17 protein-coding genes and 1 other annotated feature are annotated in these 23,961 nt (G+C 44.6%); of the genes, 16 read left to right on the forward strand and 1 reads right to left on the reverse strand.

What is annotated here, in order from left to right; translation table 11 throughout:
• Window positions 1-14: 14 nt before the first annotated feature.
• A complete protein-coding gene (locus QYB97_RS06645; protein WP_301165193.1) occupies window positions 15-3,026 on the forward strand; it encodes a CDP-glycerol glycerophosphotransferase family protein in 3,012 nt (1,003 codons plus the stop codon).
• A 26-nt stretch (window positions 3,027-3,052) separates the two neighbouring features.
• Here QYB97_RS06645 and QYB97_RS06650 read toward each other — a convergent pair whose 3' ends face one another.
• Window positions 3,053-3,949, reverse strand: coding sequence for an AraC family transcriptional regulator (locus QYB97_RS06650; protein WP_301165194.1), 897 nt, complete (start codon window positions 3,947-3,949; stop codon window positions 3,053-3,055).
• 309 nt (window positions 3,950-4,258) lie between these two features.
• Here QYB97_RS06650 and QYB97_RS06655 point away from each other — a divergent pair, with 309 nt between their 5' ends.
• The 15 genes from QYB97_RS06655 (at window position 4,259) to QYB97_RS06725 (ending at window position 23,960) form a co-directional block, all read left to right on the forward strand.
• Entirely contained in the window at window positions 4,259-5,179 is a 921-nt protein-coding gene (locus QYB97_RS06655; RefSeq protein WP_301165195.1) for a phytanoyl-CoA dioxygenase family protein, read from the forward strand.
• Between the two features lie 92 nt (window positions 5,180-5,271).
• Window positions 5,272-5,823: a GNAT family N-acetyltransferase gene (locus QYB97_RS06660; RefSeq protein WP_301165196.1), complete on the forward strand. Its 552-nt coding sequence runs from the start codon at window positions 5,272-5,274 to the stop codon at window positions 5,821-5,823.
• A gap of 273 nt (window positions 5,824-6,096) precedes the next feature.
• On the forward strand, window positions 6,097-7,050 hold the full coding sequence (locus QYB97_RS06665; RefSeq protein ID WP_301165197.1) for a Gfo/Idh/MocA family protein: 954 nt from the start codon (window positions 6,097-6,099) through the stop codon (window positions 7,048-7,050).
• Window positions 7,050-8,021: a Gfo/Idh/MocA family protein gene (locus QYB97_RS06670; protein ID WP_301165198.1), complete on the forward strand. Its 972-nt coding sequence runs from the start codon at window positions 7,050-7,052 to the stop codon at window positions 8,019-8,021. The genes QYB97_RS06665 and QYB97_RS06670 overlap by 1 nt, the downstream gene beginning before the upstream one ends.
• A 149-nt stretch (window positions 8,022-8,170) precedes the next feature.
• Entirely contained in the window at window positions 8,171-9,889 is a 1,719-nt protein-coding gene (locus tag QYB97_RS06675; RefSeq protein ID WP_301165309.1) for an ABC transporter ATP-binding protein, read from the forward strand.
• 203 nt (window positions 9,890-10,092) lie between these two features.
• On the forward strand, window positions 10,093-10,545 hold the full coding sequence (locus tag QYB97_RS06680) for a C40 family peptidase (RefSeq protein WP_301165199.1): 453 nt from the start codon (window positions 10,093-10,095) through the stop codon (window positions 10,543-10,545).
• Between the two features lie 186 nt (window positions 10,546-10,731).
• Window positions 10,732-10,957, forward strand: a binding site (T-box leader).
• A 75-nt stretch (window positions 10,958-11,032) separates the two neighbouring features.
• Window positions 11,033-12,301 carry a threonine ammonia-lyase IlvA gene (ilvA, locus tag QYB97_RS06685; protein WP_301165200.1) on the forward strand — a complete coding sequence of 423 codons (1,269 nt, stop codon included), beginning with the start codon at window positions 11,033-11,035 and terminating at the stop codon, window positions 12,299-12,301.
• Between the two features lie 138 nt (window positions 12,302-12,439).
• Window positions 12,440-14,170 (forward strand): sensor histidine kinase, encoded by a 1,731-nt coding sequence (locus QYB97_RS06690; protein WP_301165201.1) that lies wholly within the window; start codon window positions 12,440-12,442, stop codon window positions 14,168-14,170.
• Between the two features lie 33 nt (window positions 14,171-14,203).
• Window positions 14,204-15,820, forward strand: a complete 1,617-nt coding sequence (locus tag QYB97_RS06695; protein WP_301165202.1) for a response regulator — start codon at window positions 14,204-14,206, stop codon at window positions 15,818-15,820.
• Window positions 15,821-15,914: 94 nt separating this feature from the next.
• The gene (locus QYB97_RS06700) at window positions 15,915-17,576 is read left to right on the forward strand and encodes a type 2 periplasmic-binding domain-containing protein (RefSeq protein WP_301165203.1); all 1,662 of its coding nucleotides are present in this window, start codon (window positions 15,915-15,917) and stop codon (window positions 17,574-17,576) included.
• A 9-nt stretch (window positions 17,577-17,585) separates the two neighbouring features.
• A complete protein-coding gene (locus QYB97_RS06705; protein ID WP_301165204.1) occupies window positions 17,586-19,646 on the forward strand; it encodes a beta-galactosidase in 2,061 nt (686 codons plus the stop codon).
• A gap of 19 nt (window positions 19,647-19,665) precedes the next feature.
• Window positions 19,666-20,808: a glycoside hydrolase family 53 protein gene (locus QYB97_RS06710; protein WP_301165205.1), complete on the forward strand. Its 1,143-nt coding sequence runs from the start codon at window positions 19,666-19,668 to the stop codon at window positions 20,806-20,808.
• Between the two features lie 186 nt (window positions 20,809-20,994).
• Window positions 20,995-21,696 (forward strand): SDR family oxidoreductase, encoded by a 702-nt coding sequence (locus tag QYB97_RS06715; RefSeq protein WP_301165206.1) that lies wholly within the window; start codon window positions 20,995-20,997, stop codon window positions 21,694-21,696.
• A 26-nt stretch (window positions 21,697-21,722) separates the two neighbouring features.
• Window positions 21,723-23,018 carry an ABC transporter substrate-binding protein gene (locus tag QYB97_RS06720; RefSeq protein ID WP_301165207.1) on the forward strand — a complete coding sequence of 432 codons (1,296 nt, stop codon included), beginning with the start codon at window positions 21,723-21,725 and terminating at the stop codon, window positions 23,016-23,018.
• Window positions 23,019-23,108: 90 nt separating this feature from the next.
• A complete protein-coding gene (locus QYB97_RS06725) occupies window positions 23,109-23,960 on the forward strand; it encodes a carbohydrate ABC transporter permease (protein ID WP_301165208.1) in 852 nt (283 codons plus the stop codon).
• Window position 23,961: the final 1 nt, after the last annotated feature.

Here is a 23,961-nt window from a genome sequence, read left to right on the forward strand (position 1 = left end):
TAAAGGGAGAAAATATGCTGAAAAATAAAAACAAAACCATTTCATTCAGTCATGTTGAATGGAATGGCACTAACCTGAATCTTTTATTCAAAGACTTTCCTCATCATGAGCCATTTCATATTTTTATTCAAAAGAGAGACAGCGGCGAAAGAAAAACTGTAAAACATCATCTTATCGAAACATCACCTGGCTATAAACTGACGGTTTTCATGAATCAAATGGAAAAATTAGGAAAAGGCCGATGGGACTTTTATATTGCGTTTAACGGAAGAGACGGTACGGTCAAACAGAAGGGGAGACTGGGATTGTATGATGCGCCTGTTGCGCCTGTAACCATCCGTTATCTTACACCGATTTTTCATCAAAATCACAAAACCACATTCATTCCTTACTTTACGGAGAAAAATGGTTTGTCCCTTCATTGTGCCAATCTCATGCAGCTGGAAGATAAAAGCTATGATGTAGTGGAATTCCAGCAAAAAGATTGCATGGTGATGGAATCAGAAAGAGCCATACAGTTGAATTGGGCTGAACCATTTTTAAATCGTGTCCACAAGGAGGAGGCGAGGCTTGTACTGAAAAGTGGAGATGCTGCGGTAGTCGTTCCCATGGAGATCGGAGTCAACAGTATCCACTTCCCAAAAAGTGAGCTGGACGTCCTGGATAAGGAAAAGAAGTGGAATGTTTATATAGAAATAGAAAAAGGACATTTGTTAGAACGCCATCGATTAGATATACAGCTTCTTTTTGACTATTTGAATCAATCTTTCTTCATCCAAATTCATAGTTCACAAACGATGAATACGGCTGTAATTAGAGGGCATATCTATGCAGAAAGCTTAGAAGTTCAAGAAGACCATGTTGTTTTCCAGATGAAAAAGAGTGACCTGCACCATGCTGAAGCAGTGAGGTTTTATATAAGGAAAAGGAGAAAAGCGGAAAAAGTAGAGCTCCAGGCAGAACGTTCCTCTCATGGTGAAAAAGAATGGATTAATATTCCAGTTTCTCAGTTTCAAAGTATCATTGGGTCTAGCGGCCGGTGGGATCTGTTTGCTGTGCTTTCTCATGCGGATGTTGTTGAAGAACGGAGAGTTGGCCAGTACTTGAATCAACCTGAATCGGTTCAAGATAAACGAGTGGGTTATCTTGAACTAAATGAAGAACTGGGTTTATCTCCATACCTGACAAAAGACAATGAATTCGCTTTTTACTTTTGTACACCTGAGCAGCATGTCAATACGCTCTATCCGTCGAAGGCTTACCTCCACCAATTAAGCATGTCTCAAGAAGGGCAATTAAAGCTTACAGCATCCATAAAGGTAGACGAGACAGACCAGTTTTCGGTTGACTCTGTGGTGCTGCGAAGTCGTCATAATAAAAGCAACTTGATTCATATTCCGTGCACAGAAAAACCTTTAAAGCTTGGCAATAGCCGGAAAGTAAAAGCTGGATTTTCCATAAAAGATTTGCCGCTAGAGCAATTTTATTGGGATTTCTTTATTTGTGTTGTCTTTAAGAATCAAACCAAGCGGCTTGTTCGATTAAAGAACGAGAGTCTTCTCGTTCACCGAAAACTGAAAAATGCTATTTTAAATTATAATATTAAAACCGAAGATAACTATCTCGTATATCCCTACATTACCATCAACAATTGTCTCAGCCTGACCTACCGTCAAATGGGTGAGTTTGAAACTGTTAAATACAAGATAAATGAGTATACTGCCTTTATTTTGTACCTGCTGTGCTTTTGGTACTTTTTGAGAAAGCCGGCATGGCTGATTCATGAAAAGTATTCAGAAACGGCACAAGACAACAGTTATTACTTTTTCAAATATTGCTATGAGCAGCATTATGACAGAAACGTGTTTTATGTCATAAAAAAGGGCTCAAAGGATGAACAGCACCTGGAGCGATATAAAAACCGTGTTGTTTATTTCATGAGTATAAAACATCTTTTGCTGCTGCTGGGTTCCAGGATGATTGTCTCATCCGAAACGAAAGGTCATGGCTATGCCTGGCGGGTGTCACAAGGGGTCATCCGGGATTATCTCAACAAGAAACCGTATATTTTCCTTCAGCACGGTGTACTTGGCCTTAAGAGAGTGGATAACACCTTCAAGGTGAATACAGCCAATGGAGCTGAGCTGTTTGTTGTATCTTCGGACTTTGAGAAAGAAATTGTTAAAACGTATTTCGGTTATGATGATGACAATGTAATCGTGACCGGACTTTCAAGATGGGATGTTGTGGAACAAAAAAATGCGGAGAAAGAGAAGAAAGAAATCTTTCTGATGCCTACATGGAGAAACTGGCTGGAAGAAGTACAGGATGAGCAGTTTATTCAGTCGGATTACTACTTGCAGTACAACAGCCTGATCCAATCCCAAAAGCTTGCGCATTTACTGAAAAAGCATGATGTCATTATGAATTTCTACGTACATCCAAAATTCATGCCGTACGTTACCAACTTTACCAGCTCCAACGAGCACATCAATGTCATTCAGTTTGGCGATGCAAAGATCAATGATTTGCTCATGAGATCTGATCTTTTGATTACAGATTATTCTAGTGTTGCATGGGAGACCTATTATCAGAAAAAGCCAGTCCTCTTTTTCCATTTTGATTTGGAAAAATATCAGGAACATCAGGGCAGTTACATGGATCTTAAGAACGATTTGTTTGGTGAAGTGGCGTACAACTCAGCCGGATTGGTGGACAAATTGAGCGAGTATATTGAAAATGAATTTCAGGAAAGAGAAGAATTCAGCTTAAAGCGTCATGACTATTTTAAATATGTTGACCAAAATAACAGCTTCAGGATTTTTGAAAAGATCGTAGAGCGAGAAGCTGATATTCTTCAGCCTAAAGGATGGATAAATGGGCTTAAAAGAAACTACGCAGTACGATACACCTGGACAAAATACAAAAAATCATTGGCAGGAAAAGCAGGATTTGCAACCTATCATACATTAAAACGCAGCAGACACCTAGTTAAACAGGTATTCAGAAAGAATGAGTTTCAATAAAATGCAATAGTAAAAAGGCCCCTTTCTTATTTGGGAAAAGGGCCTTTCTTTGTGTTCGGGTAATGCAGCTTTTCAGAATGCTTGATTTTAAATTGTTTCGGAGACTCACCGGTAAACCTTTTGAACAGCACGGTGAAGTAATTGGGGTTTTCGTAACCAACAAGCTGGGCTACCTCGCGTACCTTTAAGTTGGTTGAGACCAAAAGCCGCTTGGCTTCACCCATTCTTCTTGTAATCAGGTAGTGGATGGGAGATAGGTCTGTCTCTTCTTTGAAAACATGGGACAGGTAATAGGGACTGATAAAAAAAACTTCCGCCAGGTCATCCAGTGACAGGCTTTTCGTATAGTGCTTGTCGATATACTCTTGTATTTGGTGAGCGAGTGATTCCCTTGATTCAGCCGAAACATCACTGTGGTGCAGGTGAAGGATGCGGTAAATCAACGTAATGAGGGAGATCAGTAAATGCTTCGAGACGCTTTCATATCCATCTGCTTTTAGTGCGGCTTCATCAAAAATCTCGGCTAACAAGGTTTTTAGTTTGTCAGAATACTTATTGCGTCTGATCACAGGCTCAATTCCTGAAGGGATGATATGGAGATCGTCGAGCCCGGAAATGGAAAGGTTGGTTACTCCGCAAAAATAGGTTTTTAATGGATGAGCTGGGTTCGACCATTCCTCGTGCAAGACGCCTTTATTGTAGATGAGGGTATCTCCATGGGATACTTTATAGGTTGTACCATCCACCATAAACGTTCCCTTACCGGCACATATATGGACAATTTCGCTTAAGTCGTCATGCTTGTGACTGGAGAACTTCCAATGGGGGTTATCGCTAATCTGCCCGGCATACAGAAGACGAGGGGCTTTATTGATTAACAAGGTGTCAGGGGAGAGGGATTTGTGATTGAGTACGTCTAACATACAATAACCTCCCGATTCGTTTGAGAACCATTCAGTTCAGAATAGTTCTTTTTAGTGTATAAGAGAAAGCGCTTTAAATCTATAGAGAACCGCAAGATAAGAAAGGTTTTTGTAAAGGTAAACAAGATAGTGATGGTTTCCTGCTTATAAGCGAATTTCAGGTGAAATATTACAAGATTAATAGGAGATACCCGCAAGATTGTATAGTTTTTTTAAGAAGAAGACAAGATCGTTTATTGTACGTAAACAGCTGGGGGACTACGATTAAAACAACATCAACCAACAAATAAAAACAGGGAGGAAGTAAAAATGAACCAGCAAAAGCTCAATAATATTCTCGAAATGTCAGTTCCGTTAAATGAGAGAAAGAACAATGAACCACTGCGTGTGCTGAGTGAAGATGATTGGACGTTTTGGAAAGAAAATGGCTATGTCATCGTGCGGGATATTGTTCCAAAAGATCACCTTGAGCGGCTGGTGAACTTGATTTGGGATTTTGAAGAAAAGGACCCTCATGATTCTTCCACCTGGTATAAACCGGCAAGGCGCGAGATTCAGATGGAGGAGCTGAAAAACACAGGGATGGTGGAGCTCTACAATCATCAGTACCTGTGGGACAATCGGATGTATCCGAAGGTTTATGAGGCATTTACAGATATCTGGGGAACGGAGAAATTGTGGGCAAGCATTGACCGCTGCAACCTCAACCTTCCAATGAAGCCCGGCCATGAGTACAACAGTTTCATCCATTGGGACGTGGATACTTCACTTGATCCCATACCGGTAAATGTGCAAGGGGTCTTGTCCCTCGCTGATACCGATGTTGATATGGGAGGGTTTCAATGCATCCCAGAGCTTTACCGTGATTTCGATGAGTGGGTAAAGAATCAGCCGGATGACCGTGATCCGCATAAACCGGATACGGCTGGGTATTCACCGACCAAAGTGGTCACAAAGGCCGGGGATCTGCTGATTTTTAACAGCATGCAGCCGCACGGCATCCGTCCCAATTATTCAGATAAGCCTCGTCTCGCTCAGTATATCTCCATGTTTCCTGCACAAGAGGACAACGATCAGTTGAAGGACACGAGAATCCAATCCTGGAAAGAGAGAATACCACCAACCGGGAAGGCTTTTCCGGGAGATCCGCGCAACCTGGAGCATCAAAAATATGAGACTGCACAGCTCACGGAATTGGGAGAAAAGTTGCTGGGATTGAAAAAATGGTAGATTTTGAAGCAGTGCCTTGGTGCACTGCTTTTTCTTATTCCTATTTAGGGGTACTTCACCTATAATTGTAAAAAATAATAGGGGGCCTGACCATGAAAGAATTGCAGACTGCGAGGATGCGCTTGAGACCTTGGAAAACATCTGATTCCAAGGATTTGTATGAGTATGCGAAGAGTGAGGACGTGGGTCCGAATGCAGGTTGGAAGCCTCATTTGGGTGAAGAGGAAAGCAAGGAAATCATTGAGGTGTTTATAAAAGAAAATGACACATGGGCAATTGAACTGCCTTCAGAAGGAAAGGTGATCGGCAGTATCGGTCTCCATGAACGTGTACCAGATCTGTCACAGATGCATTTGAGACAAAAGGAAATCGGCTATGTGCTGAATCCCGCCTACTGGGGAAATGGCTATGTTCCGGAAGCCGTCAACGCTGTGCTCCAATTCGGATTTGAAGAACTGAAACTCGACGTTGTATGGTGCGGGCATTTTGATTTTAACCACAACTCCAAACGGGTGAATGAAAAGTGCGGGTTTACGTACCGGTTCAGCGAGGAGAAAATTTTGGAGCGTTTGGACGGGAAAAAAGTGATGTCCTTGTACTACAGTATACTTAGGAATGAATATGAGGGACGGGTACAACGATAGGATGAGAGAAAATACCGTTTTCAAACGGTATTTTTTCGTCGGCTGTTTTGAAAATGATGTGATTGGTGAGTAAAGCAAGCAAAACGGTGAGATAAATAAGAAATCCCTAGAGTAAATGCAGCGGAATGGTGGGTAAGGGACGAAATTCCGTGAGTAAACCAACAAAAGTGGTGAGATAACTCCGCCCATCTCTTCAAAAATATTGCAGGTCTTCCCGGTTGAACAGGGAATGTATAAAATATTCGATTTTTCGCCAAGAAAGGGGTGCCTGCTGTGAAAATTGTCATTTTGGGTTACGGTTTTATCGGAAACATCCATTTAAGCGCCTATCAGAAAATGAATGATGTCGAAGTGGCCGGGATTTACTCGACAACCAAAACCGGCAGCATTGAAGGAGTACCGGTATACAACGATCTGGACGAGTGCCTGGAGCTTGCGGATGTGGTGGATATTTGTCTGCCGACCTTTATGCATCGTGAGGTTTTTGAAAAAGCGGCAGCCAGGGGCAAGCATATTTTTCTGGAAAAGCCGATGGCGCATACAGAGGAAGACTGCCGGTTCATGCTGGAACTGGAACAGCGTTCGGCTGGCAAAGTCATGGTCGGACAGGTGCTTCGTTATTTTCCGGAATACCGCCAGTTAAAAGAGAATATTGATCCCGGCAAGCCAGCGTCCTCGCTGCTTTCAAGGCGGTCACAGCTGCCGGTCAGCGCGAAAAACTGGTCGCTCGACCGCAACAACAGCGGCGGTGTCATACTTGATCTTTTGCTTCATGACATTGACTTTGCATGCTGGGCGTTTGGGCCGGTGACAAGAATTTACGCACAAAGTGATGCCGAGTATTACTACGCATTACTAACCCTGCGTCATGAGAATGGGTCCATCACCAGGCTGGAAGGAAGCTGGAGGTATGAGGGCGGCTTTGTTCAGGAGGCGGAAATCGCACAGGAAAATGAGCTATTTACCTACAACAGCCAGGATGTTCTTCCGTTGCAGGTTCATCAAAAGGCCTCAGCTTCAAAGGATTCCACCGAGATTCCGGCAGTACTTTTGCGGGACGATCCCTGGTATCTCGAGCTGCGGGAATTTATCGACGCCATCCGAGACGACCGCCCCATCCCGATAACACTTCAGGATGCGTATGAAAGCACAAGGGTGGCTTTGCTGGCCTTGAAGTCGGCGGACGAAAAGCGGCCCATTTCCTTAGTGAAGGAGCTGAATGCCTGATGAAGATTTCTATTTTATCAACTGCCCATGTTCATTTTGAAGCCTTTGCAAGTGCGGTAAAGCAGTGCGCGGGCACGGAGCTGGCCGGGATTTATGACGATGATGCCCACCGCGGTAAAAAGAAGGCGGCTGATCTGCAGACCGTCTTTTATGAAAACCTTCATGATGCACTGTCGGTATGTGAGGCGGTGGTCGTCTGTTCCGAGAATGCCAAGCATGAGGAGCTGGTGCTTGCCGCCATTGAAGCGAATAAACACGTTCTGTGCGAGAAGCCGCTGGCCATATCCACTGTCAGTGGGGAGCGGATGGCAAAAAAGGCTGTGGAGCAGGACGTGGTATTGGCTACCGCATTTCCGCTGCGGTTCAACACACCGGCCATGGAACTGAAACGGGTGATTGAGCAAAAGCAAATTGGAGAAGTGCTGGCCTTTCACGGTAAAAACCCGGGGCAGTGCCCGAAAGGCTGGTTTATTGATAAAAAGCGTTCAGGCGGGGGTGCACTGATGGATCACATTGTCCATCTCGCTGATTTAATGAGATGGCTGACCGGAGCCGAAGTGTCAAAAATCTATGCAGAAGCCGATTCATTTTTGGTTCCGTGCATTACGATTGACGATGTGGGACATGTACAGCTGGAATTTAACAATGGCATTATTGCCGATATTGACCCAAGCTGGTCGCGGCCGGAAGGCTATCCGACGTGGGGAGGAATAGACCTCCGGGCGACCGGAACCCAGGGGGCGGTCGATTTACGGGCGTACGCACAGAAAGTGACTCAATACAACAATACGAAGACCCTTCAACACGATTATGGTGACTTTGAATATTTGTACATGATGAATGCCTTTGTTGAAACCATTGGAAATCACCAGACCGAGCTTGCAACTGCCTGGGACGGGGTAGCCGCCACCAAAATCGTGGAAGCTGCCTACCAATCGGCAAAGGAACATGAAGTCGTAACGATTACATGAGCACCTTTTACATGGGTGCTTTTTTTCTGCCTATTTATTACATTTTAATTGAATATTATTCTCAATTAGGATAGGATGTTAGTAGATTACGAAGTTTCTCCTTCTCATTTTCTGGAGATTCACATTTTAACAAGAAGGAGGGGGCATCCATCGATACGATCAAACGTTTCGCCTCTTATTATAAGCCTTATAAAGGCCTGTTTATTCTGGACTTCAGCTGTGCGGTTTTCGTTGCTCTGCTCGAGCTTGCGTTTCCTGTCGCCATGAACCGGGTGATCGACGACCTTCTGCCAAACAGCAACTGGCGCTTGATTTCCATCGCTTGTATCATCTTGCTGTTTGTTTTTATCCTGAGCACGTTCATGAACTATGTGGTGACCTACTTCGGCCACCGGCTTGGAGTTGGTATTGAAACCGATCTTCGCAGAGATTTGTTTGCCAAGCTGCAGAGACAGTCCTTTTCGTTTTTTGACAACAATAAAACGGGACACCTTGTTTCCGGTTTTACGAATGACTTAATGGATATCGGCGAAGTCGCTCACCATGGTCCGGAGGATTTGTTCATCGCCATGATGACCATCATCGGTTCCTTTGTGATCATGTTTAACATTAACTGGCAGCTGGCTCTGATTCTGGCTGTTGCGATTCCGATCATCATTTTTGTTTCTCTTTTTTACAGCAAAAAAATGTCCAAAGCGTTCCACACGATGTATGAAAAGATTGCCGGCTATAACGCCCGGATCGAAAATAATATCGGCGGAATCCGCATCGTTCAGTCTTTTACGAAAGAAGAGCATGAAATCAACTTGTTCAAAGGCACAAACTCAGGCTTCCGCATTGCCAAGCTGGTCGCCTACAAGATCATGGCGTGGAGCAGTTCCATCAACTTCGCCCTCATGAAGGTGATCCTGCTGCTGGTTCTCGGCTGCGGCTCCTGGTTCGTAATTAATGACCAGATGACCTACGGGGAATTTGTTGCGTTTGTCATGCTTTCCAATGTCTTCATCGCACCGATCAAGCACATCAACCAGATTCTCGAGCTGCTTCCCAAAGGGTATGCGGGATTCAAACGGTACCTTGAAGTATTGGATATGGAGCCCTCCATTAAGGACAAGGAAGATGCGATTGAGGTTGCCCATGTGCGCGGGGACATCGCCTTTGAAAATGTCAGCTTTGACTATGAAGAGGACCAGCCCGTCTTAGAGAATATTTCCTTCCGTGTAAGGAACGGGGAAACGCTGGCACTTGTTGGTCCGTCCGGAGGCGGAAAAACGACGCTGTGTTCTTTAATTCCGCGCTTTTATGATATTACAGAAGGAAAGATCACCATTGACGGCATGGATGTGCGTGACCTGACGCTGCAATCGCTGCGCAGCCAGATCGGCATCGTCCAGCAGGATATTTATCTTTTTGACGGAACGATTCGGGACAATATTATGTATGGTGATTTTGAAGCGGATGAAGAGGTGCTGTGGAAGGCAATCCGAAGCGCCCAGCTGGAAGAGCTCATCGAAAGTCTGCCGGAAGGCCTTGATACGATGATTGGCGAGCGCGGCGTGAAGCTGTCAGGCGGGCAGAAGCAGCGTATTTCCATCGCCCGCATGTTCCTAAAGGACCCGGCGATACTGATTCTGGACGAAGCGACATCCGCCCTGGATACGAAAACCGAGCGGGCGATCCAGGCGGCGCTCGACGAACTGTCCAAAGACCGGACAACCATCATCATCGCCCACCGATTGTCCACCATCCGTAATGCGGATAAAATCATTGTTGTCAAAGACGGACAAATCCAGGAAGAAGGCAGCCATGAAGCACTGATTGCCGGTGGAGGAGACTATTATCAGCTGCTGCAGACGCAGATGGTGTAGGAAATGGTATGATGCATTGAGAAAAGCTGCCGACCGGCAGTTTTTTTTGGGTGATTCTAGTAAAAACGTCGGAGGAAAGATTTAGCGAACATTGGATAAACTTGCTGTATTTTGTAATATAAATGTAAAAGAGGTGCTATATTCCTGTTACATTGGTACTATATAGTAAGACAGGTAGAAAACAACAGGGGGAACACAACACAATGTTAAAAAAGAATCTTCTAGCTTTATTGTTGCTCGCTACTATTCTTACTACGGTTACAGTATCACCATCCAAGAGTGAAGCTGCATCGACTACATACCATAAAAAAGCCATTTCTGTCGCTAAGTCCAATTTAGGTGTCCGCTATCTTTGGGGAGGCATGTCTCCAAGAGGGTTTGACTGCTCCGGACTAGTGAAATACTCATATAGCAAATCAGGAAAAACACTGCCTCGTACGGCAGCTGACATGTATAAAAAAGGAACCAAGGTAAAATCTCTTAAGGCGGGCGATCTTATGTTTTTCGCTCCCAACAGAGCTTCACGCCCTACGCACGTTGCCATCTATATGGGAAGCGGACAGATGATTCAATCTGCCAGCTCTCATGGAGTGTCTATCACAAAAACCAGCAACAGCTACTGGCAGCCGCGCTATATTGGCGCAAAAAGAATATAATGAATCAGCCGCTCATCATTTGAGCGGTTTTTTTATTTGCTTTGAGTCATTTTACGTTCTAAATCAAACAGCTTGGCCATACGCTAAAATGATTACGCTTACATTTAGAGAATATTCTAAATTTTATAATAAACGTATTGACTTGTCATTTTGAAGCTGTTAACCTTAGTTTTAAAATTGAACAGAAAACATTCAATGACGAGAACAGTAGGATAATATTTTTGTTCCAAAGAGAGCCGGAATTGGTGGGAGCCGGTGAACAAACATTATCTGAAAATCATCTCTGAGAAGCAAAGCTGAACCATCAAGTAAGCTTTGTCGGTATTTTACCGTTAACATGTTGGTTGACTAAGAGCCGGAGCCCGTTTGCTCCGGAACTAGGGTGGTAACGCGAGCTAAACTCGTCCCTAAAAAGGGAGGAGTTTTTTTATGGGTAAAAAAATAGAGTTTTTTATTTGTAAAAATGGAACGAGAAAGGAAGAGGAACATGGAACAGGTACAGCAAAAACAAAGAACGGTGCTGGTCGAAGACATCATGATCGCCAATCAGCGCATCAGGGACGTGGTCCTTCATACCCCTTTGCAATATAATCCTTTATTGTCCGCGCAGTATGACTGTAAATTATATTTGAAACGCGAGGACCTGCAGGTGGTCCGCTCGTTCAAAATCCGTGGGGCGTATAACCGGATCAAAAAGCTCAGTCCTCAGGAGCTTGCCAACGGGATTGCTTGTGCCAGTGCCGGGAACCATGCACAGGGCGTTGCCTATTCCTGCCACCTCTTGCAAAGCAACGGCAAGATCTTCATGCCGACCACTACGCCAAAGCAAAAAGTGAACCAGGTGAAGTTCTTCGGCGGCGAGCACGTTGAAGTGGTGCTCACAGGTGATACATTCGATGATGCTTACGAGCAGGCGATTGTCAGCAGCCGCGAGGAAAACCGTACGTTCATCCATCCTTATGACAACGAGGATGTAATTGCGGGCCAGGGGACGGTCGCAGTAGAAATTTTGAATGACTGTGATGATAACATTGATTACATGTTTGTTCCGATTGGCGGCGGCGGCCTGGCAGCTGGAATGGGCACATTCATGAAAAGTGTATCTCCGCAAACAAAGGTTATCGGCGCAGAGCCGGCAGGGGCGGCAGCGATGAACGAATGCATGCTTAAAGGAAAACATGTATGCCTCGACCGCATTGATCCGTTTGTGGACGGTGCGGCAGTTAAAAACGTAGGGGCAATTACGTATGAAATCTGCCAGCAGATCCTGGACGATATCGTCGTTGTACCTGAGGGAAAAGTCTGTTCCACCCTTTTATCGCTATACAATAAGAATGCGATTGTGGCTGAACCAACCGGGTCTCTTGCACTTGCGGCACTGGACGAGTATGCCGAGCAGATCAAAGGCAAAACCGTTGTTTGTGTAGTGAGCGGAGGAAACAATGACATCGGCCGCATGCAGGAAATTAAAGAGCGTTCCATGATCTATGAAGGACTTCAGCATTATTTCATTGTTCATTTTCCACAGCGGGCCGGTGCGCTCCGTGAGTTTTTGGACGAAGTGCTGGGACCGGATGATGACATCAACCGATTTGAATATACAAAGAAAAACAACAAAGAAAGCGGGCCAGCATTGGTCGGCATTGAACTGAAGCACAAAGAGGACTATCCAGAGCTGATCGAGCGAATGAACCGCAAAGGCTTTGCCTATCAGAACGTCAATCAGGACAAAACATTGTTTCAGTTGTTGGTATAAGAGAAAGGCAGCGTACAGAGATGTGCGCTGTTTTTTTATGGAAAGAAGAACATACCTCCATATTTACTATTCTCAGAAAACTCTATAAAATAAGCAAAGATAAATGACGGGGCTGCCGGCAGTCCATGGGGGTTCAACATGTTCAAGAAATTTAACATATTTACAAAGATCAATTTGCTAATTGTAGCAATGCTTCTTCCGATTCTTCTTTTATACATTTACTCCAACCGGGTAGGTACTGATGTCGTAGAAAATGAAATCAGCAAGTCGAGTAAAGGTCAGCTCCTCTACTTTCAAAGCCAGCTTGACGCAAATATTAATCGTCTGTCCCTTTTTCCAAACCTTTTGGTTGAAGACCCTGATGTGCTGCGGCAGCAGAATGAATTTTTGAAAAGTGACATTCTTGATTTGGATGCGATTACGGTCATCAAGCAAATTCAATACAAACTGGGGATACTGTCGAACTCTACCAACTGGAGAAATCAGCTGTTCGTGTATTCCCCCAGTGTCAAAAAAGTAATTTCCACTGATCCTTCTGCCACTTACCAAACCTACAATGAAACCGTCTTAAAATCCCGCCTGAAACCAGGATGGTCTGTGCGAAAAAGCACTCAGGAAAATTCGCAGTATGACTTTCATTGGTATAGTGTAACGCCGTTTTCTGCCAATAATGATCCCCAAAAGGCAAAATTAATTATTGAGGTTCAGTTCAGCGATGACAACATTAAAGATATGCTTGATGAATTCAAGCAAGGGGGAGGGCATGATCCCTTCTATTATAAAAAAGGCTACAATCCTGTCTATAACCGGAACGGAAACGGAGAAATCATTCACGGTCTCATTCAGCAGCTGAAGAAGGAAAAACTGCCAGGAAGCAGCCAGAGAGTATTGGAGTATCAGCATAAAAAGTTTCTTGTGAACGCTGTCAAATCGGAAAATATGTCCTGGTTTCTGGTGGATTATGTGCCGTTGGAACAAATATTCGAGCCAATTAACAGAAGCAATTATTTATTTTATTTGTCCATGGTGGTTTTGCTGTTAATGAGTTCCATTGCGGCCTATTTGCTGTACAACCAGGTTCAAGTTCCTATCAATCAATTTATCTCCGGTTTCAGAAGGCTGAAGAATGAAGATTATTCGGTGAGAATGGAGCCTAAAGGAACGGCAGAGTTTGGATATTTGTTTCAGCAGTTTAACATGATGGCCGCACGCCTTGAGGAATTGATCGAGAGAGTGTATGTGGAGAAACTAAGGATTCGTGAGGCCAAGCTCAAACAGCTTCAATCTCAAATCAACCCTCATTTCTTTTATAATTGCTTTTCGTTTATTTCAAGTATGGCAAAGTTGAATGACACAAAAGCGGTAGTGGCGATGTCTCAAAACCTTTCGAAATACTACAGATACACCACCAGACAGGAAAAAAGCCTTGTCCCGTTGGAGGAGGAAGTTCAGTTTGTAACCAACTATCTTGAGATACAGAAAATGCGCATGAAGAGATTGAATTACTCCATTGACCTTCCCTCCTACATGCGAAAAACGAAAATCCCGCCTCTTACCCTGCAGCCCCTTGTGGAAAATGCAGTCATACATGGAATTGAGCCTGTTTTTGAAGCAGGTATGATTCACGTTAAAGGTGAGCAGCGGGACGGATACCTGATATTAATAGTGGACGATGACGGAAAAGGACTGGGTGAAAAGGAAATCAAAGAGCTGCAGAAGAAGCTGTCGCAGCCAATGGATGAAGAGATGGGCTGTGGTTTATGGAATGTCCATCAGCGTCTGTCTCTCCACTATGGTGAAGATGCAGGAATCACTATAGAACCTTCACCCCTCGGTGGCCTGAGGGTGAGTATTAGATGGAAGCCTTAAAAATGAACCATCAAGAACAGGGGGGAATACTTTATGATTGAGCTTTTACTAGTGGATGATGAATCATATGTGGTTGAAAGCCTGAAGCAAACCATAGCATGGGAGGAGTTTGGTGTCAGCAGTGTTCATTTGGCCTTTTCAGGGCAGCAAGCGTTGGAGATCATGGAAAAGCAATCGATAGATGTGATGGTGACAGATATTCGAATGCCGGGCATGAGCGGTCTTGAACTGATTGAACAGGCCAAACAAAAGTGGAAGCAGATGAAGTGTATTCTGTTAACAGGATTTTCCGATTTTGAATATGCGAAAAAGGCGATTCAACTGCATGCTTTTGATTATTTGTTAAAGCCGGTCGATGATGATGAATTTATGGATACGCTTGGCAAGGCAATTGCCCAGCTGAACGAGGAGTGGCAGCAGCCCGGCAATCTGCCTCCGGCCAGCGGGCCGGATCTCGCATTACTGCGGGAGAATCTTTTAAATGATCTTTTGCTTGGAAAGAAGTTTTCAGACAAAGCCTTAACCGACCTGATTCATACATACAGGATAACAGTTTCTCCAGATGTCCCTGTTATCATGCTTTTGATCAAGCCGGGTGAAGGATTTCCGGATTATAACCATGAGTCACATAATCTGCTGACCTTTGCCATTTCTGATATTACTCAAGAGGTATTGGAGGAACACTTTCATCAATGGTATGGGGTGAGTCCGCACGGCTATATCACGGGCTTGATTCAGCCGAAACTGCAGCAATTTGGACATGAAGAGGAGCTGAGAAGCCTGATGTCTGAGCATTTCGCTGCAGTGAAGAACAACGTAAACCATCATCTTTTTGGGGACATCACCATGCTTGCAACAGATATGATTCGTTTCCCGGAGGATCTGGCGTCCAACTATCAAAAATGTTTGCTGGCTTTTTTTCAAGGTGAACGACCTGAAGAGAACCACGTTCATTTTCTTAAGGACAGTGCCGCATCAAAAATGGATATGAAATGGGTCAGAAGCATGTACAAGCCTCCTTCATTGATTCAATTGCTGGAAACAAGCCAGTGGAATGCAGCAGAGAAGAAAATGGATGAAATCTTTGATGAGATGAGCAGCCTGCCTTTTTCTCATGAACATATGTATGAGGTGTTTTTTTCCTTTTCCAATGCTTTTGTTTACCTTGCACATAAACAGGGGCAGTATCTTTCCGACATCGATCATACGATGATAGATATTGTCATGGGCAATCGCACGTTTCATACAATTAATGGTTTAAAAGAATGGACATTCTCAATTTTTAACAAGCTGAAAAAAGAGATTGATACCGGTGAAAAAAAGGAAAAACGCCAGATCATCCATCAGGTGCAGGAGTTTATTGCTGAACATCTGAGCCAGGATGTGTCTGTCAAATCCATTGCTGTCCAAGTATATCTGCATCCGGTTTATTTATCAAAACTGTTTAAACAGGAAACAGGAGAAAGTCTCGGAGATTACATTATACGCATGAAGATGGAAAAGGCAGCAGACTTACTCAAGCATACCCATCTGAAAAGCTATGAAATCACCTCACAGCTGGGTTATCAAAATCCCCAATATTTCAGCAAAATGTTCAAAAAGGTATTTGGGATGACACCTCAGGAATTCAGGGAGACCGGAATAAGTTAATAAAAGTGCAGAAAAGTTGGCATTATGTCATATAACATAAAAATGTTTGCGCTTACAATAAAAGAGATTCGAGGTTTTCAGGGTGGAGGTTAACATGACAAGGTACCGGCTGATTCTGTTGCTTCTTATTATGGTACTGGGTGTGGCAGGCTGTACAAACGATCATGAACAAAAACCGGTCAGGCAGAAACCTTCTGAAGGCTATAAGAAAAAATACAACCCACCCGTCACCATTACAACGGTTCGGGATGTCGGGCCCAACACAGCCTTCAAAAATGGAGAAACCATCGCCAGCAATGTAGCGACAAAATGGGCGCATGATCAGCTTGGAATTAATATCAAGACACTTTGGTATGTCTCCGATCGTAATAATGCGTTTGAAACCAAGCTGAGGCTTATGCTGCAATCCGGCCAAAAGATGCCTGATTTTGTAGTGGTGCGGGACCAGCTGCTTGCGCAGGATTTGATTGATTCGGGAATATTCCGGGATGCAGGTGCCTTGTTTGACCGGTATGCAAATGAGAAATGGAAGAAGGCCATGGCATTTGACCCTAATGTGTGGAATGCCTTTTTACGGAATGGAAAACGAATGGGCATACCTGTACTTAACTATGCCTACAACAATGATTATGTTTTATGGATCCGGCAGGATTGGATGGACAAGCTCAAGCTAAAAGCCCCCCAAACCATTCAGGATTTGGAAAATATCATGGAAAAGTTTAAGTATAACAATCCGCAGGGACTGAAGCCAAAAGATGTTGTCCCCCTTTCCATCGGCTTCAAATCATCAATGAATACCTGGATGGGTGATCCTTCCTGGATTTTTGGTGCTTATGGCACCCTTCCAGAACAATGGAACAAAAATGCTTCAGGAAAGCTCGAGTACGGCTCGGTCCAGCCGGGAATGAAGGAAGGTCTTTTGAAAATTAAAAAATGGCGAGAAAATGGGCTGATTTCCAATGAAGGGGCACTCTGGGATGAAACCAAAACCGCTGAGCCGGCGATCCAGGGTACAGCAGGAATTATTCCGGGTCCTTACTGGATGAGCGGATGGCCATTAAGAGAAACAAAGGCAAATCAGCCAGATGCTGTATGGAAACCTTATCCGATACCTACAGGTCCCAACGGTAAGGCAGAGAGGCATGGAACACAGGTATATACAGAGGTACTGCTGATCAATAAAAATATGAAACACCCTGAAGCTCTTTTTACGTATCAAAACTATCTTTTTGATCATGTAGCAGATCCTGACCCCGCCGATCCCTGGGCCAAGGGAATATTCAAAGGATACGATTATGACATCATTGACGGAAAAACGGTATACAACGAAGACATTCCAGGCGGATATGTCAATGTAAACGGCTATTTTTTAATGGGGGAGGGCGCCCGTATTCCTGATGTTCAAATCAATAATTTAATTCGGCTTTCAGAGGGAGCAAAACCCAAAACGGCGAAGGAACTGGAAATTGTAAATAACTTTGGAGCTGAAACAGCCAATGCGGCCAAGCTGGTTCTGAAGCAAAAGCGAATTTCCAGGAAGAATCTGTTCACCGGACCGCAAACTCCCGCTATGAAAGAGAAGTGGGATTACTTGAGTGACATTGAAAACCGTACGTTTAATGAAATCATTTATGGTAAAAAAAGTCCGGCCTCCTTTGATCATTTCGTAAAAACATGGAAAGCATCAGGCGGGAGCCAGATTACAGATGAAGTAAATAATTGGTATAGCGGAATACAAAAATCTAAAAAGAAATAGGTGGATTTCATGGTCAAAAAATATCCTTCAATCAGCAGCAGGGCACCAGGGTTTCTGCACGGAGCTGATTATAACCCAGACCAATGGCAGGAATATCCGGAAATTCTGGAGGAAGACATTCGCTTAATGAAGCTTGCCTCATGCAATGTGATGTCGGTGGGGATCTTTGCCTGGTCAGCATTGGAGCCTGAAGAAGGAGTGTTCACCTTTGACTGGCTGGACCGCGTCCTCGATACCTTTGAACAAAACGGTATTTATGCTTTTTTGGCTACTCCGAGCGGAGCACGGCCTGCCTGGCTTTCACAGGCTTATCCGGAGGTTCTGCGCGTAAGAGAAGATGGTGTTCATCATCTTCATGGCGGCCGCCACAATCATTGCTATACCTCACCGGTTTATCGTGAAAAAGTGGAAATCATAAACAGCAAGCTGGCAGAGCGCTATGCTCATCATCCTGCAGTTATTGGCTGGCATATTTCCAATGAATATGGCGGTGAATGCCATTGCGGGAATTGTCAGGAAGCGTTTCGGGGCTGGCTGAAAAACAAATATGGAACACTGGAGAAGCTGAATCATGCCTGGTGGAACTCTTTCTGGAGCCATACTATTACGGATTGGACGCAAATTGAATCGCCATCCTCACGCGGTGAAAGTATGGTGCATGGATTAAATCTGGATTGGAAGCGTTTTGTCACGGATCAAACGGTCGATTTTTGCCGTCATGAAATCGGGCCGCTCCGCAAGGCAAATACGGATCTTCCCATCACGACGAATTTTATGGAAACCTTTGAAGGACTGAATTACTGGAAGTTTGCTGACCTGCTGGATGTGATTTCATGGGACGCCTATCCTACATGGCATGATTCACTGCAGGATGATACCGAACAGGCGGTGCTTTTTGCTTTTAACCATGACATGTACCGTTCAATGAAAGGGGGAAAACCCTTCATGCTGATGGAAAGCACGCCAAGCATGACGAACTGGCAGCCAGTGAGCAAACTGAAGCGGCCGGGCATGCATAAACTTTCCTCCCTTCAGGCGGTGGCTCATGGATCGGATACCGTACAGTACTTCCAATGGCGGCAAAGCAGGGGGTCCAGCGAAAAGTTTCATGGCGCAGTTGTCAGCCATAGCGGTTCAGAGCAAACCCGGGTATTTAACGATGTGGCGGATTTGGGTCAGATGTTATCCGCCATTGGTGAAATTGCCGGTACGACGGTTCAGCCTGAAGTCGCCATTATTTTTGATCAGGAAAACCGCTGGGCCATAAAGGACGCCCAGGGACCGCGAAATCAAGGTATTCATTATGAAGAAACAGTGAGGAAAGCCTACCGGGCGTTCTGGGAAAAAGGAGTTTCAGTGGATGTCATAGACAGTGAATGTGATCTGTCCTCATACAAGCTTGTGGTCGCTCCCATGCTTTATATGGTTCGCTCCGGAGTAGGAGAAGCGATAGAACAGTTTGTTGAAAACGGAGGAACCTTTGTAGCGACTTACTGGACAGGCATTGCTGATGAAAACGACCTCTGTTTTCTCGGAGGCTTTCCGGGACCGCTTCGCAATGTGCTTGGCATCTGGTCCGAAGAAATCGATGCCCTTCATGATTATGACAAAAACAGCATTGCGTTTGTGGATAATAATGACCTTGGAATCAAGGGGGAGTATGAAGCGCATGAGCTTTGCGACCTGATACATCTGGAAGGGGCCGAAGCACTGGCTGTTTATGAAAGTGACTTTTATGCCGGCCGGCCATCCCTGACTTGCAACAGGTTCGGGCAGGGATCCGCATATTATGTGGCTTCACGAAACAAGGAGCCGTTTAACAGGGACTTCTTCGGCCGATTGATCGAAAAGCTCGGAATCCAGAGAGTCCTAGACTCAGAACTTCCCGATGGAGTAACGGCCCAGCTCAGAACGGACGGTACGGCTCGTTACATCTTTTTAATGAACTTTACGGCACAGGAAAAAACGGTTGAATTGCCAGCAGAAGAACATTTGGATTTGCTTCAGGGGATTGAGGTCTCGCATCGAATGAATTTGCAGCCTTATGGTGTTTCCATTCTAAAAATATGAAGATGACTTGGAGGATTCTATGAAAACCATTATTCGCTTATTCCTCATATTTAGTGTGCTTGTACTTATCTTTTCAACTATGAATCTGGCACCGGCCAGCGCAGAAAAAAGAACTCCTTTTATTAAAGGCGCGGATGTATCCAGCCTGCCCGCAGTAGAAGATCACGGCGGGAAATTTTACGACCATGGAAAAGAGAAGGATGCGCTGGTTATTTTACGGAGCAAAGGTGTGAATTATATCCGGCTTCGGCTTTGGAATAACCCGGTGGAAGCGAGCGGATACAACGATTTAAAGCATACACTCCTGCTTGCCAAGCGTGCAAAAGCGCACGGTTTTAAAGTGTTGCTGGACTTCCACTACTCCGATTTCTGGGCGGACCCCGGCAAACAGAATAAACCGGAGGAATGGAAGGACTTGAATCAGGGCGAGCTTGAACAGGCGGTTTATACCTACACTAAAAATGTGATGATCGCTTTCGAAAAAGCTCATATTACTCCGGACATGGTGCAAATCGGCAATGAAATACAAAGCGGCATCCTTTGGCCAAACGGCAAAACATGGGGCGACGGAGCAGGCGGTTTTGACGGATTGTCAGCTCTTCTGAAATCAGGAATTAAAGGTGTCAAGGACTGCAGTCCAAAGGGCAAAAAGGTTAAAGTAATGCTTCATCTCGCAGATGGCGGAGATAACGGGATGTACCGCTGGTTCTTTGATGAAATTACAAAGCGCAGCGTCGAATTTGATATCATTGGGTTTTCCTACTATCCAATTTGGCATGGCACTCTCGAAGATCTTCAAAAAAATATGAATGATATCAGCGTAAGATACAATAAAGATGTGCTTGTTGCGGAGACCGCTTATGCCCATACACTTGAAAACGGAGATGATCTCTCTAATATTTTTGAGCCAGGATTCGAAAAGATAGGAGGCTATCCTGCTACAGTTCAAGGTCAGGCACAGTTCCTTAACGATTTAATGGATGTGATCGAAAAGGTGCCGGGCCATCGCGGTTTAGGTTTGTTTTACTGGGAGCCGGCATGGCTTCCAGTAGAGGGAGCTGGCTGGAAACAGGGAGAAGGCAATGCGTGGGAGAACCAGGCCATGTTCGACTTCCAAGGAAATGCCCTTCCATCTTTGAATGTATTTAAGCACAGAAGATAAGAATAAGGAAGAGAGCAAACCGGATTGCGGTTTGCTCTTTTTTTACATATCAAAGGAAGAATCATGCTGTCCTAAAAAGAGATTGCTAAAAGTGCAGAAAGGTTGGAATTGTGTCATAGGATGCCGAAATGTTTGCGCTTACAATAAAGGTAAGACATTGATATTAGGTAACGAAGGGAGGAAATCATGAACCTATTAATAGCAGGTGCCAGCAGAGGATTAGGATGCAGCCTGGCAGAAGCGGCCGTAAAGGAAGGGCATACCGTATTTGCTGGTGTAAGAAATCAGGACCGGATCTCGGAGCAACTGAAGGACTTAAACAAGAAGCATGAAACACGTTGCCGGCTTATCCAGCTTGATGTCTCTGATGAAGATTCAGTGGAACAGGCAGCTAAGGAGACAGGGGAGCATTGTTCTTCTCTCGACATTATCATCAATAACGCGGCAATCCTTCTGGGGCGGGAAAGAAAAATCGAGGATGTGGAATTTCAGGAGATGGAACGAGCCCTGGATACAAACCTTCTTGGCCCCATGAGGGTGGTTAAGCACTTTCTGCCGATGCTTCGGAAAGGGAGCCAGCCGTTTATCGCCAACATTTCCTCAGAAGCCGGCGCCGTAACCAAGGAACATGACAACGATTATCCGTATGGGTTATCAAAGGCGGCTCTCAATAAATTTACCATGCAGCTGCACTGTTATTTGCATAGTGATGGAATTGGCGTCTGTTCCATTCACCCGGGCTGGATGCACACGGATATGGGAGGAGAACAGGCTCCGTTAAATCCGGCCATCAGTGCACAGGGCATTTTGGATATTGTGACCCGCAAGACACCGGTTGACAGCCCATATCAGTTTATTAATTACGAAGGCAAACCAATGAAAATATGAAAACAGAAAATCATAGGGGGAGAAAGATGAAAAAGGCATGGAGTTTACTCAGTTTAATTCTTGTGTTTATCCTGGCCATGACCGGCTGTTCCGGACAATCAGCGGATGAAGCGAGCGGTGTGGCAAGCAAAAAAGGAAAAACACTTACAGTATGGGCATGGAATACGAATGTTCCGGTCTTAAAGCAGGCAGAAAAGATTTATGCCAAAGACCACAAAGGATTCAAATTGAAAATACAAGAAATCAGCAATAATGATATGTATCCCAAATTGACCACATCCTTACAGGGAGGCGGCCAGGGATTGCCGGATATTGTTCTCATTGAGGACACTCATATTCAGGGGTATCTGCACAACTTCCCGAAAGCCTTTGTGAACCTTTCGAAAAAAGGATTCGATAAGGAAGGCGAAAAATTCCCGTCTTATAAACGCGAACTTGCTTCACGGGATGGAAACATGTATGGCATGCCGTTTGACGGTGGTCCTGCCGGAGTTTTCTACCGAACAGACTATTTCAAAAAAGCAGGCATTAATCCTGATTCCATTGAAACATGGGACGACTTTATTGCAGCAGGCAAAACACTTAAGCAAAAAACAGGCATCAAGTTCTTAAGTCTTGATATGAACTCGGACGACCCCGTTTACCGTTTGATGCTAAACCAGCAAGGGTCTTTCTACTTCGGAGATGATAATAAACCTGCACTTGCTTCAAAAGAGTCGCAAACAGCGATGAAGATGCTGAAAAAACTGAAGGACGAAGGTGTTGCCAGCAACGTGACCGGCTGGGATGCATGGCTGAGCGGAGTGGCAAGCGGCAAAGTGGCGACTGCTGTATCGGGTTCATGGATGGCTGGATTGATTGAACAGCAGGCACCGAAGGATAAAGGAAAATGGGGCGTATTCCCGCTTCCTGCATTCGAGAAAGGCGGAAACCGTGCAGCCAACATTGGCGGAAGTGCCTGGACGATTCCGACGGCAAGTAAAAACCAGGATTCAGCTTATGACTTCCTGAAATTCTTCTCCACAACTAACAAGATTCAGGAAATTGCTACAAAAGGCGGCTTATTCCCTACATTAAACACCGTGTATACCTCACCACTTTTCACAGAAGCGGATGATTATTTTAACAACCAGAAAATCTGGCAGATCTTTGCTAATGAAACGAAGGAAATTAAAGCAGCAAACTATACTGGAAACTATGCTATCGCAAAGGATGAAGCCGTTAAAGCCCAATCCGAAATCCTGACAAGCGGAAAAAACATTCCAACCGCATTGAAAGCAGCGGAGAAGCGTTTGGAAAACCGATTAAGCACAAAGGAATGAAGGAAAGGGTTGGGAGGCTCCCAGCCCTTTTTTAAAAGGATTTCTATTAATGGCTGAGACAATCACTTTTTGAAAGGAGATTTGTACGCGATGAAAAGAAATGTGGCCTTTCCCTATTTTTTTATTGCTCCGGCAGTATTGCTGTTTGCGGTTTTCACCATTTATCCGGTTCTGTCTTCACTATTGCTGAGCTTTCAAAAATCAACCGGAGGGGAACTGATTTTTACCGGACTGGCAAACTATCAAAGGCTGTTCGGAGACGACATCTTTATTAAGGCACTTAAAAATACCTTTTTGATCCTGATTATCCAGGTGCCCATCATGATTTTTCTGGCGCTGGTTCTAGCAAATGCTTTGAACCGAAAGCTTTTGAAGCTGAAGGGCTTTTTTCGGACCTCGTTCTTCCTGCCTGCCGTTACGTCCCTGGTGGCATATGCTGTTTTGTTCTCCATCATGATGCAGGATGACGGCATTTTTAACACTGCCATCCACATGCTGGGGCTTGATTCCATTCCATGGCTATCCCATCCCGTGTGGGCAAAAATATCAATGATTCTGGCTATGACGTGGAGATGGACGGGGTATAATATGGTCATTTTTCTGGCTGCTCTCCAGAACCTGTCAGATGATATCTATGAAGCTGCAGCGCTCGATGGTGCGGGAAAATGGCAGCAATTCTTTCATATTACGATTCCGCAATTAAAGCCGGTTATCTTGTTTTCAACGATTCTGTCGACCATTGGTACGCTTCAACTGTTTGATGAACCCATGAACCTGACCAAGGGAGGACCGGCTGATTCCACCATGACGCTGGGTCTCTATATCTATCAGAATGGATTTGAATACTTTGATTTTGGATATGCGTCAGCAATTGCTTATGTTGTCGTTATCCTGGTTGCTGTTCTGTCATTTCTGCAATTTAAAGTAACGGGGGAGGATTAAG

The organism is Fictibacillus fluitans (assembly GCF_030418125.1).
Classification (GTDB): domain Bacteria; phylum Bacillota; class Bacilli; order Bacillales; family Fictibacillaceae; genus Fictibacillus_C; species Fictibacillus_C fluitans.